We start from the raw sequence: 13524 nt of genomic DNA, 5'->3' as shown, positions 1-13524 counted from the left end.
TCCTAGGCCTCCTTCTTGTTCAGCTCGATGAAGACGTTCAGGGTCTCGACGCTGAACACGACCTCATCGGAATCGAGGATGTCGTACGTGTTGAGCTGATCAGCGGTGATGCCCAGCACGCCCGGCAGGTTCGCGATGCTCTTCCAGCCGGCCTCGTCTTCACGGGTGAGGACGACCAGGAACTTGCGACGGTCGCTCAGCAGTTCCAGGAACTTGCGGGCGGCCTTGGTCGACGGGGTCTGGCCGGCGACGAGCTCGGTCACGACGTGGATGCGCTCGCTGCGAGCACGGTCCGACAGGGCGCCACGGAGAGCGGCGACCTTCATCTTCTTGTTGACCTTCTGCGAGTAGTCACGCGGCTGCGGACCGTGAACGGTGCCGCCGCCGACGAACTGCGGTGCGCGGGTCGAACCCTGACGGGCGCGACCGGTGCCCTTCTGGCGGTACGGCTTGGCGCCGCCGCCGGCGACCAGTCCGCGCGTCTTGGTCGAGTGCGTGCCCTGACGGCCTGCGGCCTGCTGGGCGACGACGACCTGGTGCATCAGCGCGATGTTCGCGGTCTTGTCGAAAAGCTCAGCCGGCAGGTCGACGGTTCCGTTGACGGAGCCGTCGGCAGCGCGGACGTCGAGCGTCAGCTTGGTTGCGGTTTCGGTGCTCACTTGTTGCCACCCTTCACTGCCTCGCGGACCACCACGACGCCGCCCTTGCGGCCGGGGATCGCGCCCTTGATCAACAGGAGACCGGCGTCGGCGTCGACCTTGTGAACCGTCAGGTTCTGCGTGGTCACCTTGTCGTTACCCATACGGCCTGCCATGCGCATGCCCTTGAACACGCGGCCCGGAGTCGCACAGCCGCCGATGGAGCCCGGCGAACGGTGGACGCGGTGCGTACCGTGGCTCGCGCCCAGACCAGCGAAGCCGTGACGCTTCATGACGCCGGCGAAGCCCTTGCCCTTGGAGGTGCCGGTCACGTCGACCTTGACACCGTCGGTGAACAGGTCGGCTCCGAGTTCCTGGCCGACCTCGAACTCCGAGATGTCGTTGACACGAAGCTCGGTGAGGTGGCGGCGCGGGGTCACTCCGGCCTTGGCGAACTGGCCGGCGACCGGCTTGTTCACCTTGCGGGGGTCGATGGCGCCGTAGGCGAGCTGGACTGCCGTGTAGCCGTCACGCTCCGCAGTGCGGAGCTGGGTGACGACGTTGGAGCCGGTCGCGATGACGGTCACCGGGACGACCCGGTTGTTCTCGTCGAAGACCTGGGTCATGCCGAGCTTGGTGCCCAGGATGCCCTTGGTTGCATTCTGCTTGCTCATTTAATCCGATCCTCCGTCACTGAATGTTGACGTCGACGCTGGCAGGCAGGTCGATGCGCATAAGGGCATCGACCGTCTTGGGCGTCGGGTCGAGGATGTCGATGAGTCGTTTGTGAGTGCGCATCTCGAAGTGTTCGCGGCTGTCCTTGTACTTATGCGGCGAACGGATGACGCAGTACACGTTCTTTTCGGTGGGCAACGGCACCGGGCCGACCACACGTGCACCCGTGCGGGTCACGGTCTCCACGATCTTGCGCGCCGAAGCGTCGATCGCTTCGTGGTCGTAGGCCTTGAGCCTGATGCGGATCTTCTGTCCCGCCACGCTGTGTCCTCTTCCGTCTGATTGTCTCTCGACAGCAGAACACCGCGTGAACCCACACCCGCGCATGCACGGGCGGCAACTGAGCCACATGACCAACCCCGTGAGATCGGGCGATCGACGCTGTTCTTCTGTCGTTGTACGGTGCCGAACTCTCGTCCGGCTGCCGGCTCTCGCCGACTCGCCTCCGGTACCCCGCGGTCGGGCGTGTCGTGTCCGTGTCGATCAGCAAATCGCACGCGTTACACACCTGGCCCGCGGTTGCGGCCCTAGAAGTTGTGAGCCTCCGAACTGGAGGCAACCTGAACAGTATGCAGCACCTGGTCGGTGATCTCAAATCGTTTCACGAGGTCCGCTACGGTGACCTTCGTCTCGCTGCCGCAGCCTCAACTCTACTGACGCAGCCTCAGCGACGTCCTCGCCCCGTCTGCGCAGCCGACCGTATTTGTGCAGTCCGTCGAACTCACCGACGAGCCGGCACCGCCAATCGAAGTCGAACCGGTAGGTTTCGCCTGCGATTCGGTGCTCGCACTGCAGCGTCGGCGATGCGATTTTGGCTTCGATCATCTGGGCGCGACTCCAGGACTCACCGACGGATTCGGACAGCGGACTTCCGTGCGCCACGGCGGCGCGCGCGTTCACAGGACCCGGGCGATCGTCGGCCGCGGAGCCGCGCAGCGATCGCCTCCCTGGACGCGCCGGCCCGGAGCGCGCCGTGCACCTTTCGATGTCCGCGTGTCCCGCCTCCGTTGTTTCCGTTCCGGGTCACGTGCACCAGCCGGTGGTCGGCCTTGAGGAGGGGCAGCCGATGCAGAGCTGCCGCCGACTGGTGGCTGAGCGTGGTCGTACCGTGATCGCGAAGGACGGATTGAGGCTGCGCGAGCGCAGGTGAGGCTGCGGGACGGCTACCATCGAGCCATGAGTGACACTTCCGGTAACAGTAAGAGTCCGACGTACGCGCTCCGTCGCAGGCTGCCGCAGAACAAGATCGGCGACGCGCTGTTCTCGCTCGGCATGGTCGCGCGGGTCCCCTACTTCGGCACGATCCTGCCGTTCGTCGAGGAGATGGAGCCCGGATACTGCCGGGTGACCGCCCCCAAGTGGTTCGGCGTACACAATCACATCGGCACCTTCCACGCGATCGCGGCGTGCAACCTCGCGGAGACCGCGATGGGCATGCTGATGGAGGCCACCGTGCCGACGACGCACCGGTGGATCCCGAAGGGGATGAACACGCAGTACCTGACGAAGGCGAACACCCGGCTCACCGCGCACGCCGAACTCGCCGAACCGGTCGACTTCGACGCGATCACCGAGGGCACCGACGTCGTCGTGTCCATCCGCATCCTCGACCGCGAAAGCACCGAAGTGGTCCACTGCGACATCACGACCTGGGTGACGCCCGCTTAGGATGAGCGCATGAATGCACTCGGCCGTCACCGTCTCGTCCCCTCGCAAACGGTCCGCGCGGCCGCGTTCGGCTGCATCGTCGCCGCCGGAGCCCTCCTCGTCGGAGCCTGCGGAACAGACGGCACGCCGGTGTCCGACGGTTCGACCCCGTCCGCTGACACCTCCGCCGACACCTCAGCGTCGAGCACACCGTCCACCGGGGCGCCCGTGATGGCAGGCGGGGCGTTCCGCGTCACCGCCGCGGCCGGTCAGCCGAAAGTCGTGGTCACCATCATCGAAGACCTCGCCTGCCCGGCGTGCCAACAGTTCGAGAGCCTGACCGGAACGACCCTCGACGGTTACGCGGCCGACCCGGAGATCGCGATCGACTACCAGATCATCTCCTTCCTGGACCGCGTCTCCCCCGACCGCTACTCGTCGCGCGCAGCCAACGCGTCGTACTGCGTGTGGCATGCGGGCGACGGCTCGGTCACGAGTCAGGCGCGGTGGCGGGGATTCCAGCACACGATGTTCGAACGGCAGCCCGACGAGGGCGGCCCGGGCCTCGACGACGACGAGATCATCGCCATCGCCGCCGAGGCCGATGTACCCGACGTCGCCGATTGCATCACCAGCGGCCAGTACCGCGACGACGTGGCCGCCACGACCGACGCCGTGACCAACGACTCCGATTTCGAAGGCACTCCGACCGTCCTGGTGAACGGCGAGAAGGTCACGGCACGATCGGCGTCGGAGCTGAAAGCCGCGGTCGACGCCGCTCGACGCTGATCGACCGACCGGGGTCGGACGACCCGGACAGGCTGGATGCTCCGAGGTGTCTGTCATGCATCTCTCAGGGTGAAACCAGTACTCTTGCACCCGAGTACGCTTCGTCGCGCACCTAACGGTCGTCGAGCCCGGCGCGGCACCACCTGCGAAGGATGAACTGTGACCCAGAATCGTCGAACCGTCGTCGACCCGCGACAGGCAGAACGCCGCCGCTCCCTCATATTCAAGATCGGGGCGGCCGGGGTGCTGATCGCAGTAGCCGCAGGCATCGCGGTCTGGGCGGTGAACAGCAACAGCGAGGACTCGAGCACCGGCGCCTCCGCCACCCCGACCGTCGTCACCGAGGACGGCTTCATCCGGGTGTCGGCCGCGCCGAAGGGCACCGAGCCCAAGGCCGTGGTGTCGCTCGTCGAAGACTTCCAGTGCCCCGCCTGCCAGGCGTTCGAGACCAGGCACGGCGCGACGCTCCAGGAGCTCGCGAAGAACCCGAACGTCGCGGTCGATTACAAGCCGATCATCTTCCTCGATCGCGGCGGCCAGACCGAGTTCTCGGCGAACACGTCCAACGCGTCGATGTGCGTCGCCGAAGCGACCGGCAAGACCGGCGACATGTCGGTCTGGCTCAAGTTCCACAACCTCCTCTTCGCGAACCAGCAGCAGGAGGGCGGCCCCGGCCCGAGCGACGACCAGCTGCGTAAGTTCGCCGAGGAAGCGGGCGCGACCGGCGTCTCCCAATGCATCAAGGACGACCAGTTCGGCGACTGGCTGTCCGACCAGAGCTCCAGCACCATGCAGGACTCCGGCTTCCAGGGCACTCCGTGGGTCCGCCTCAACGGCGAGACCATCGACGCGATGAACATGTCGACCCAGCAGCTCACGGACGCCGTCAACGGCGCCGCGAAGTAGCCGACGATGACCGAGCAGGACGTCGCCGACGCACCCGAGCCAGACGGCCCCGGTCCGGCGACCGAACCTGTCGCCGCGTCCGGCGACGAATGGACCGGTCGTGCGCTGACCGAGCCGCGCGCGACGTCCCCGATCGCGGCGTGGGTGCTCCTGATCACTGGCATCCTCGGACTGACCGCGGCCGCGATGCTCACGATCGAACGCATCGAACTGCTGATCAACCCCGAAGCCAGCCTCTCGTGCAACTTCAACCCGATCATCTCGTGCGGATCGGTCATGGTCACCGAGCAGGGTCGTTTCTTCGGGTTCCCCAACCCCATCCTCGGCCTCCCCGCGTTCGCGGTGGTCATCGTGACCGCGGTCCTCGCGATCGGCCGGGTACGGCTCCCCCGCTGGTACTGGATCGGGCTGTCGATCGGCACCGCCCTGGGCTGGGTGTTCGTCCACTACCTGATCTTCCAGAGCATCTACCGCATCGGCGCTCTCTGCCCGTACTGCATGGTGGTTTGGGCCATTACCCCGCTGATCCTGGTGCTCAGCGTCTCGCGCGCTCTGCCCGACAACAGGATCGGCCGGTCGATCCGTGAATGGATGGGCGTCCTGCTGCCCGTCTGGTACGCCGCGGTGATCGCCGCGGGCGCCGTCGAGTTCTGGGACTACTGGCGGACCCTGTTCTGACGGTCGTCTCCGCGCGAGCGACCGACATCAGATTCGAGCAGCGAGCAGCACGGCGAGCATGACGATGCTCGCGTGCGGCCCGCTGTGCAGCGGGCCGGGCAGGATCGAGCCGTCGACCACCCGTAGACCGCGCCACCCCTGCACACGGCCGTCGGCATCGGTCGCCTCGCCTGCCGGTAACGATCCCCACGCGTGCTGGGACAGGCCGATCACCGGATCCACCCGCACCGACCCCGGTTCGACGAGGTCGGCGAACGTGCGGCCCTCGAGCATGTCGACCACCCGCCGGACACCGCGCGACATCCTCTCCGACGACGCCGCGTCCGGCACGCCCAGATCGATCGATTCGCCGTCGACGACACCCGAGGTGCCCGCCATGTCGGCGACACCGATCGGCGCCCCGGTCGGCTCCAGCGAGGTGAACGCCGCGAAGTCGTCTCCGTACGCCCTGATCTCCAGCCCGTCGACGTGCAGCACAGTCTGCAGCAATGCGGGAGCTCGCAGCGCCGTCCGCGGCGTGAATCGCACGATCCGTTCGGCGTGCTCGTGGACAGGCAGCGGACCGACCAGCGGTGCGACGAGTCGCGCGGTGCCGAGCGTGCCCGCGCAGACGATCACTTCGCCTGCCTCGATCAGTTCCCCGGTCGCCACGCGGACTCCGACCACCTCGTCCCCGGACGTCTCCAACGCGACGACGTCGACACCGGGTCGGATCGTCAACCCGGGCCGGCCCGCCGCCGCAGACAGAACGTGCCCGGCGGTCCACCGCGCGCCGTCGACGCGGTTGCTCCACACCCGGTTCAGCCCGTCGCTCGGCCACGGCCCGGTGTTCACGGGCCCACCGCACGCGGCCTCGAACGTACGCGCCAGCACGCCGAGTTCGTCGTCGGCGAACGGGGTCGCCCGCATCGACGCGGCGGCGGCATCGAACGCGGAGTCGACCTCGTCACCGCTCCACGGCCACGACCGGTAGTCGTCGCGGTGTCCGCGGAGGAAATAGGCGCCGTTGATCGCCGACGACCCGCCGACCCCGCTGCCCCGCACCACCGGCCTGCCGCCGCGTTCGACGATCGGCGTCGCCCGGTCGGGCGAATCGATGGGCAGACGGTCGAGCGGAGCCGCGAACGGTCCGCGGGGCCCGCGTTCGAGCACAGTCACTGCACGCGACGGGTCTCGCGACAGCCGTTCGGCGAGCACGCATCCGGCCGACCCCGCCCCGACGATCACGACGTCGGCGCTCGCCGGGTGGGGACTCACCGGGTCACCGGGAGATCACTGGGCGCAGCGCACCGACATCGCGACGTTTCAGCGCACCCTGCCACAGCCCTGCCCCGTACGCGAGGTCGTCGAGACGGCGGTAAGCGGCGTAGTGCAGTGGGCTCATCACCGGAGCCTCCGGGTCGACGAGTTGACAGCGCACCCACATCGCGACCGCTTCGGCAACCGCGACCCACGGCAACCAGCGACGGAAGCGACGGCTGCACGCGAACGCGAGCAACGACACGGGCCAGTAGTGCCGCAGCACCGCCGCGCACGCCTGCAGCAGACCGAAACCGACGGCGCGCGCCGTGTTCTGGGCGGCGATCGCCCGTGCCCGTGGCACGTCGCCGAGCAGCCGGCGCGTCCGCCGGTACACGAACGCGAGGATCACTGCGGCGACCAGCGCGCCCCACCGGCTGCGCATCATCAACCCGATGACCGCTGCGGCCAGCGGCACCGTCGTGACGACCGGCGCAGCCAGCGCACCGTGCCGGAGCGCCAGCTCCGCACCGCCCGTCCCATAGAATCGTCGCCGATTCAGCATGGCGCGCAACGTCTCTCGATGGTCATGGCCGACCGACGCAATGGGGTCGTACCGGATTCGCCAGCCGTGCTCGTGGGTCCGCCAGCACAGGTCGACGTCCTCGGCGACGCGCAGCGACTCGTCGAAGCCGAGGAATGCGTCACGGCGGATCACCATCGCTGCGCTCGGCACGTACGCGATGGGGCTGCCCGGAGCGACGAGAGCTTCCCGCGGCCCCATGTCGAGCGAGGAGAAGCGGTTGGCGTATTCGGCGACGGCCGACGAATCCGGTTGTTGCGCACCGCTGCAGACCATGCCGAGACCAACGATCCGCGGTGCGACGATCGCGACCGCGGGGTCCGCGAAATGGCCGAGCAGCATCGTCAGCCACCCGCTCTCCGGGACGGTGTCCGAGTCGAGGAACGCGACGAACTCGGTGTCGGCCGCTGCGGTTCCCGCGTTTCGGGCCGCGGCCGGCCCCTGATTGTCGTCGAATCTGATCGACCGGACTCCGGCAGGCACACGGATCGGCTCGTCGGAGGCGTCGTCGACGACGATCACTTCGACGTCGCCGAGCGCGCTGAGCAGGCGGTCGATCCCGGCCTGGTTGCCGTGCACCGGAATCACCACGGTCACATCGGAGACGTCGGGGCCGGACATGGGACGCGGGTGAGCGATGCCCGCATCGAGCAGTCGGCGCGCGAGAATTTGCGTTCCGGTGTCGTGTACTGCGATCCGGCCGTCACCCGACGTCATTCCCAACGCCGGGTCGGACAGTTTCATCACCCGCAACGGCGAACCGCCGACGAGGTGGCGCAGGTTTCCGCCGCGCGCGCACCGCGGATCGATCTGCACCTGGAATCCGGCGGGCAGCGACGTCGTCGCCGGGCCTGCCGTGCCTGCGTTCACGCGAGCCGCCCGTCGTCGCGCACGGTCCACGCCTGCAATGACGTCGCGAGTGCGCTCGCGCCCGCCGCGCGCATCGCCGCGCCGCGGGCAGCGTCGGCGGACGTCGGATCCCCGAGGACCCCGTTCGGGCTGACCGCGGCGACACCGCCGGAACGCAGCCCGTCCATCAGCTGGGCGACCGGCGTCGTGACGCCGGCCTCGACCGCGTCGACGCGCACCGCGCCCGGGCTCATCGACAGCAGCAGCGACGTCTCGGTGTCGCCTGCGTGCGCGTCGGCGTCCGCGAAAGCGCACGGCCACCACGCCGCGTCGCGTCCCTCGTATCGGAGGAGTGCGACGGCTGCGGCCAGCGCGAGCGCATTGCCGCCGTGCCCGTTCACGAACACGACGCGGGCGGCCCATCGGCACACGCTCCGGCCGTACTCGACGATCAGCCGTTCGAGCACGTCTGCGCCGATCGACACCGTCCCGGGGAACCCCTCGTGTTCACCGGACGCGCCGTAGGCGATGGCCGGCGCGAGGAGGACGTCGCCGTCGGCCACCGATTCGACTGCGTGGCGGGCGATGTCGGTGGCGATCCGACCGTCGGTGTCGACGGGCAGATGCGGTCCATGCTGTTCGACGGCCCCGACCGGTACGACGATCGTCAGATCTCTGTCGATCAAGTCGCTCCACACCCGGGCCCCCAATTCGAGCGCAGGGGTCATTCCAGTAACCCTACCGACGTGTCCGCCGTCGCCATAGGCCCGTCGACGTTTCCCCATAGCCGAGCCCGCAGCTGATACACCGATGCGGTGTGTGTAATGCTGAGTCGGAGTAGGTGATTCAGCACACGTCCGATTCGCAGAGGAATTCTCATGTCTACGTCGACCGATCGCGCCCCGTCGGGCCGTTCCGGCCCCCTGGCCTCCATCCGTGTCATCGAGTTCGCGGGCATCGGCCCGGGACCGCACGCCGCGATGCTTCTCGCCGATCTCGGCGCCGACGTGATCCGCGTCCAGCGCCCCGGCGACCTGCCGGATCCGAACCGCAAGGCCGACGCCATGCTGCGCGGCCGTCGCGTCGTCGAAGCGAACTTGAAGAACCCGTCCGACCGCGAGACGATCTTGAACCTCGTCGGGAAGGCCGACGTCGTCCTCGAAGGCTTCCGTCCGGGCGTCATGGAGCGTCTCGGATTCGGTCCGGACGATCTCGCGAAGGTCAACGACAGGCTGATCTACGGCCGGATGACCGGCTGGGGTCAGGACGGTCCGCGCTCCGAGCTCGCCGGACACGACATGAACTACATCTCGCTGACCGGCATGCTGCACGCGATCGGGCGCAGGGAAGAGCGCCCGACCCCGCCGTTGAACCTCGTCGGTGACTTCGGCGGCGGTTCGATGTTCCTCGTGATGGGTGTCCTCGCGGCGCTCGTCGAGCGCAGCGTCTCCGGCAAGGGCGAGGTCATCGACGCCGCGATGGTCGACGGCGCGTCGGCACTCGGCCAGATGATGTGGGCGTTCCGTGGCACCGGCCTGTGGCAGGACGCACGCGGGGTCAATCTGCTCGACACGGGTGCCCCCTACTACGAAGTCTACGAATGTTCGGACGGCAAATGGATGGCAGTCGGTGCCATCGAACCGCAGTTCTACGCGGAACTGCTCAACGGCCTCGGCTTGGACCCGGAAGCGATTCCGGGCCAGAACGACGTCGCCAAGTGGGGCGAGCTGAAGCAGATCTTCACCGACGCGTTCAGAACGAAGACGCGCGACGAGTGGGCCGCGATCTTCGAGGGCACCGATGCGTGCACTTCGCCGATCCTGGACTGGCAGGAAGCGCCGAACGATCCCCATCTGGCCGCCCGCGGCACCCTGGTGGACATCGACGGCGTGACCCAGGCACAGGTGGCGCCCCGCTTCTCCCGCTCGGCAACCGTCACGCCGGAGCCGCCCGCCCGCACCGCCACCGATCCCGCCGCGCTCTGGCAGGACTGACTTCCGCCTAGCTGACCTCAAGTTCCCCGCTCAGCGTCGACATCGCCTTGTGCGCGCATGCCGCCGCTGAGCGGGGAACTTGAGGTCACTCGGTCAATCCAGGTGATCGGCGAGCCGCCGTAACCATTGACTCAGCAGGGCGGTCTCGGCTTCCCCCAACACCTCCGGCACCCCTGATGCGAGGGAGGCCACTCGACGGACGTCATCACTCGACGCACTACCGCCGCCTTCTCCGGTAATGCCTGCAATCGTCGCCTCCCGCATCGCTACCGACAGCTCCGGATCCGACTCGGCGAGAATGATCCCGCGCAGGGTCACGCCGATGTTCGCCGCCAGGATGTGCGCCGCCGCCTGCTCAGGCGATACCGCTAGCCTGCCCTCCGCCGCGGCCCGTTCGGTCAGCTTCATCAGCAGCATCGTCGGCTTCGCTTGGGCCGCAGGCGAATAGCCAGGCCTCACCTTGCCGTACATGAGCGTGTAGAACCCGGGGTTCTCCAGCCCGAAACGGACGTGCGCGTCCCAGCCGCCGCGGATGTCCGCGATGGGATCTCCGCTGGACTCCTGGTCGCGCTTCGCCTCGAGATACAACTCGAACCCGTGCTCGACGACGGCGTCGATCAATCCCTGCTTGCTGCCGAAGAAGTGATAGAGCGTCGGCATGCGCACCCCGACCCGGTCGCAGACGTCCCGGAGGGAGAAGTCCTCGCCGGGCGAGGCCGCAATCAACTCCGCGGCAGCCTCCATCAACTGCGCGCGTGTATCGCTCTTCGCTACCTCTGGCACACCGCTACACTAATCATGTATCGTCGCTATAGTTCTACATATCAACGATATACAGGAGGCACCATGACCGTATACCCACTCGAGGGACGCAAGATCCTCGTCGCCGGCGGAGGAAAGAACCTCGGCGGACTCATCAGCCGTCAAGCGGCCTCCGCCGGCGCCGACGTCGCCATCCACTACAACAGCGAAGGCTCGCGGCCCGAAGCCGAAGCGACCCTCGCAGCAGTGCAGGCCGCCGGTCGCACCGGCGTCCTACTGACCGGTGACCTGACCGACCCCGACACCGTCGCTCGGGTCTTCGACGACGCAGTCGCCGCGCTGGGCGGACTCGACGTCGCCGTCAACACCGTCGGCAAAGTGCTGCGCAAGCCGATCGCCGAGACCACCGAGTCCGAGTACGACGGCATGTTCGACATCAACGCGAAGTCCGCGTACTTCTTCATCAAGGAAGCCGGGCGCACGTTGCACGACGGCGGCAAGATCATCACCATCGTCACCGCTCTGCTTGCCGCCTTCACGGACGGGTACTCGACGTACGCGGGCGGAAAGAGCCCCGTCGAACACTTCACCCGGGCCGCAGCCAAAGAGTATGCACCGCGCGGCATCTCGGTGACGGCGATCGCCCCCGGCCCGATGGACACTCCATTCTTCTACGGCCAGGAGACGCCCGAGCGCGTCGAGTTCCACAAGTCGCAGGCCATGGGCAACCAGCTGACCCAGATCGAGGACATCGCCCCGATCGTCAGCTTCCTGGCAACGGACGGCTGGTGGATCACCGGCCAGACGATCTTCGCCAATGGCGGCTACACGACCCGCTGATCATCTGCCGCACTACGAAAGGACGAGCATGACTACACCGATCCCCGTCCCAGTCACCGATTTCATCGACACGGTGAACCGCCATGACGAACAAGGTTTCCTGAACGCCTTCACCGACGACGGATTCGTCGACGACTGGGGCCGCGTCTTCACCGGCCGCGACGAGATCAAAGCGTGGAGTGACAAGGAGTTCATCGGAGCCACCGGGACGATGACCGTGACCGACACGCACGTCGATGGCTCGGTTGTCACCGTCGTCGCCGACTGGCGCAGCACCCACGCGAACGGACTGTCGACGTTCGTCTTCGACGTCGCGGGCGGCCGACTGGCCTCGATGACCATCCGCGAAGGCTGATCGGCGGCGGGGCCGCTCAGACCTTGGACGAGCCCATGTCGATCTGGAACTCGGCTCCAGTGACGGCCTTGGCGGTCGCCAGGTAGATGACGGCGTCGCTGAGGTCGTCGACGCTGGCGACCGGGTAGTGATCCATCATCGACGGGAAGTGGCGACCCCAGGTCTCGAAGGCTTCGAAGGCCGACTTGTCTTCCACACCCATCGGGGTGTTGACGGCGTACGGGTGCACCGAGTTGACACGGATATGCTTGTCGCCCAGCTCTTTTGCGACGGCCTGAGCGAGTCCACGCAGACCGAACTTCGACGACGCGTACCCGACCTGTGCGGGCATCGCCTTGAGTCCGGCGCACGACGAGATCACCGTGATGCTGCCGCCGTTGCGGGCTTCGAGCATCGCGGGGATGGACGCCTTGAGCGTCTTCCAGGTGCCGACCAGGTTGACGTCGATGAGGTCGGTGAACTGTTCTTCGGTCTGCTCCCACGACAGGCCCCACGACAGAATGCCCGCATTCGCGACGACGTGGTCGAGACGGCCGAACTGTTCGACACCGTCGGCGACGAGTTCCTGCTGGAATGCCAGGTCGCGAGTGTCGCCCCGGCGGGCCAGGACCTTGCCGCCCTCCAGTTCGACGAGCTTGATCGTCTCGGCGAGATCGTCGGCCGTCGCCGGCGGGTACGTCGTGTGGTCAGCAACGCGGTCGGCGATGTCCATCCCGATGATCGCCGCACCTTCACGCGCGAATCGGATCGCATGATTGCGTCCCTGACCTCGTGCGATGCCCGTGATGTACACGACCTGACCGTCGAACTGTCCCATTGGCGCACGCCTTCCCGAATCACTCAGCAGATGGGTGAACTGTAACACGTTCTAGTTAGGGTGGTCGGGTTCCGCTCCCGAACTCGCGTGCAGCGCACCCAGCGCCATCGCGGTCAACAACTCGCGCAGCGCCGGCTCGGGATACCGCGGCAGTCGGGGCGACGAGTTGAGGAGACCGAAGCCCGCATGGACACGCACCCGCGCCTCGTCCCGGGCGAGGCCGTCCCCCACCGCGTCGACGAGGACGTCCACCCAGCGTTCGACGTACCGACGCTGCAGCGAACGGACGGTCCGGTTGGCGTCGGGCGTCATCGACGTGAGATCACGGTCCTGCACGGTGATCAGGTCGGGCTTGGTGACGAGGACGTCGATGTGGAATTCGATGAGCCGCACCAGGACGTCGGCGGGCTCACCACCCGCGGCGACGACCCTCTCACCGCCCTCGTGCAGCCGCTCACTGATGTCCAGCAGCATCTGGTCGAGGAGATCGATCTTCGATTTGAAGTGTCGGTACATCGCGGGACCGCTGACGCCCGCCTCCGCACCGATGTCCTCCAACCGGACGGCGGCGAATCCGCTGCGCGCCATCTGTCGCGCGGCCGCGGAGATCAGCTCGGCCCGTCGTGCGGCTTTGGCCTGCGAACGACGCGTCCCCGGCACCGCATCGGGTTCAGCACGCTCGGGCACCGCCG

The 13524-nt window shown here is 67.5% G+C and carries 16 protein-coding genes; 7 read left to right on the top strand and 9 right to left on the bottom strand.

Features of this window, described 5'->3' with window-relative positions; all coding sequences use genetic code 11:
- Positions 1-2: 2 nt before the first annotated feature.
- Genes rplD through rpsJ form a run of 3 tightly spaced genes read right to left on the bottom strand, consistent with a single transcriptional unit; the run spans position 3 to position 1634 of the window.
- Positions 3-659, bottom strand: coding sequence for a 50S ribosomal protein L4 (gene rplD, locus L5G28_RS06450; protein ID WP_236996197.1), 657 nt, complete (start codon positions 657-659; stop codon positions 3-5).
- Positions 656-1312: a 50S ribosomal protein L3 gene (gene rplC, locus L5G28_RS06445; protein WP_236996196.1), complete on the bottom strand. Its 657-nt coding sequence runs from the start codon at positions 1310-1312 to the stop codon at positions 656-658. Before rplC ends, rplD begins: the two co-directional genes overlap by 4 nt.
- Before the next feature lie 16 nt (positions 1313-1328).
- Positions 1329-1634 carry a 30S ribosomal protein S10 gene (gene rpsJ / locus L5G28_RS06440; protein ID WP_003938093.1) on the bottom strand — a complete coding sequence of 102 codons (306 nt, stop codon included), beginning with the start codon at positions 1632-1634 and terminating at the stop codon, positions 1329-1331.
- A 915-nt stretch (positions 1635-2549) separates the two neighbouring features.
- On the opposite strand from rpsJ, the gene L5G28_RS06435 reads away from it, so the two are divergent.
- The 4 genes from L5G28_RS06435 to L5G28_RS06420 all read left to right on the top strand — a co-directional run bounded on the left by L5G28_RS06435 (position 2550) and on the right by L5G28_RS06420 (position 5393).
- The gene (locus L5G28_RS06435) at positions 2550-3041 is read left to right on the top strand and encodes a hotdog fold domain-containing protein (protein ID WP_236996194.1); all 492 of its coding nucleotides are present in this window, start codon (positions 2550-2552) and stop codon (positions 3039-3041) included.
- Between the two features lie 9 nt (positions 3042-3050).
- Positions 3051-3809 (top strand): DsbA family protein, encoded by a 759-nt coding sequence (locus L5G28_RS06430; RefSeq protein ID WP_237000809.1) that lies wholly within the window; start codon positions 3051-3053, stop codon positions 3807-3809.
- A gap of 159 nt (positions 3810-3968) precedes the next feature.
- Complete coding sequence (locus L5G28_RS06425) at positions 3969-4715, top strand: DsbA family protein (RefSeq protein WP_237000808.1); 747 nt, start codon at positions 3969-3971, stop codon at positions 4713-4715.
- Between the two features lie 6 nt (positions 4716-4721).
- Entirely contained in the window at positions 4722-5393 is a 672-nt protein-coding gene (locus L5G28_RS06420; protein ID WP_237000807.1) for a vitamin K epoxide reductase family protein, read from the top strand.
- A 27-nt stretch (positions 5394-5420) separates the two neighbouring features.
- On the opposite strand, the gene mftG is transcribed toward L5G28_RS06420, so the two are convergent.
- The 3 genes from mftG to mftE are packed head-to-tail and all read right to left on the bottom strand — an operon-like array spanning position 5421 to position 8792.
- On the bottom strand, positions 5421-6650 hold the full coding sequence (mftG, locus tag L5G28_RS06415) for a mycofactocin system GMC family oxidoreductase MftG (protein ID WP_237000806.1): 1230 nt from the start codon (positions 6648-6650) through the stop codon (positions 5421-5423).
- A 4-nt stretch (positions 6651-6654) separates the two neighbouring features.
- A complete protein-coding gene (gene mftF, locus L5G28_RS06410) occupies positions 6655-8085 on the bottom strand; it encodes a mycofactocin biosynthesis glycosyltransferase MftF (RefSeq protein ID WP_237000805.1) in 1431 nt (476 codons plus the stop codon).
- The gene (gene mftE, locus L5G28_RS06405) at positions 8082-8792 is read right to left on the bottom strand and encodes a mycofactocin biosynthesis peptidyl-dipeptidase MftE (RefSeq protein ID WP_237000804.1); all 711 of its coding nucleotides are present in this window, start codon (positions 8790-8792) and stop codon (positions 8082-8084) included. Before mftE ends, mftF begins: the two co-directional genes overlap by 4 nt.
- Positions 8793-8942: 150 nt before the next feature.
- Between mftE and L5G28_RS06400 the strand changes: the two genes are divergently transcribed.
- Entirely contained in the window at positions 8943-10058 is a 1116-nt protein-coding gene (locus L5G28_RS06400) for a CaiB/BaiF CoA transferase family protein (protein ID WP_237000803.1), read from the top strand.
- 93 nt (positions 10059-10151) lie between these two features.
- Here the strand turns inward: L5G28_RS06400 and L5G28_RS06395 are convergent, their stop codons facing one another.
- A complete protein-coding gene (locus L5G28_RS06395; protein ID WP_237000802.1) occupies positions 10152-10841 on the bottom strand; it encodes a TetR/AcrR family transcriptional regulator in 690 nt (229 codons plus the stop codon).
- A gap of 63 nt (positions 10842-10904) precedes the next feature.
- On the opposite strand from L5G28_RS06395, the gene L5G28_RS06390 reads away from it, so the two are divergent.
- Positions 10905-11660 carry an SDR family oxidoreductase gene (locus L5G28_RS06390; protein WP_237000801.1) on the top strand — a complete coding sequence of 252 codons (756 nt, stop codon included), beginning with the start codon at positions 10905-10907 and terminating at the stop codon, positions 11658-11660.
- Between the two features lie 28 nt (positions 11661-11688).
- Positions 11689-12015, top strand: coding sequence for a nuclear transport factor 2 family protein (locus L5G28_RS06385; RefSeq protein ID WP_237000800.1), 327 nt, complete (start codon positions 11689-11691; stop codon positions 12013-12015).
- Positions 12016-12031: 16 nt separating this feature from the next.
- Here L5G28_RS06385 and L5G28_RS06380 read toward each other — a convergent pair whose 3' ends face one another.
- Positions 12032-12832, bottom strand: a complete 801-nt coding sequence (locus L5G28_RS06380; protein ID WP_237000799.1) for a mycofactocin-coupled SDR family oxidoreductase — start codon at positions 12830-12832, stop codon at positions 12032-12034.
- Positions 12833-12883: 51 nt separating this feature from the next.
- Positions 12884-13519 carry a TetR/AcrR family transcriptional regulator gene (locus tag L5G28_RS06375; RefSeq protein WP_237000798.1) on the bottom strand — a complete coding sequence of 212 codons (636 nt, stop codon included), beginning with the start codon at positions 13517-13519 and terminating at the stop codon, positions 12884-12886.
- Positions 13520-13524: the final 5 nt, after the last annotated feature.

Origin of the sequence: Gordonia liuliyuniae (genome assembly GCF_021739025.1) — a bacterium.
Lineage (GTDB): Bacteria > Actinomycetota > Actinomycetes > Mycobacteriales > Mycobacteriaceae > Gordonia > Gordonia liuliyuniae.
This window is presented reverse-complemented; position numbering and strand designations above follow the sequence as displayed.

Coding starts and splice junctions, on each gene's coding strand:
- rplC (WP_236996196.1), bottom strand. CDS start 1,312: ATGAGCAAGCAGAATGCAACCAAGGGCATCCTGGGCACCAAGCTCGGC.
- L5G28_RS06435 (WP_236996194.1), top strand. CDS start 2,550: ATGAGTGACACTTCCGGTAACAGTAAGAGTCCGACGTACGCGCTCCGT.
- L5G28_RS06430 (WP_237000809.1), top strand. CDS start 3,051: ATGAATGCACTCGGCCGTCACCGTCTCGTCCCCTCGCAAACGGTCCGC.
- L5G28_RS06420 (WP_237000807.1), top strand. CDS start 4,722: ATGACCGAGCAGGACGTCGCCGACGCACCCGAGCCAGACGGCCCCGGT.
- mftE (WP_237000804.1), bottom strand. CDS start 8,792: ATGACCCCTGCGCTCGAATTGGGGGCCCGGGTGTGGAGCGACTTGATC.
- L5G28_RS06400 (WP_237000803.1), top strand. CDS start 8,943: ATGTCTACGTCGACCGATCGCGCCCCGTCGGGCCGTTCCGGCCCCCTG.
- L5G28_RS06390 (WP_237000801.1), top strand. CDS start 10,905: ATGACCGTATACCCACTCGAGGGACGCAAGATCCTCGTCGCCGGCGGA.
- L5G28_RS06385 (WP_237000800.1), top strand. CDS start 11,689: ATGACTACACCGATCCCCGTCCCAGTCACCGATTTCATCGACACGGTG.
- L5G28_RS06380 (WP_237000799.1), bottom strand. CDS start 12,832: ATGGGACAGTTCGACGGTCAGGTCGTGTACATCACGGGCATCGCACGA.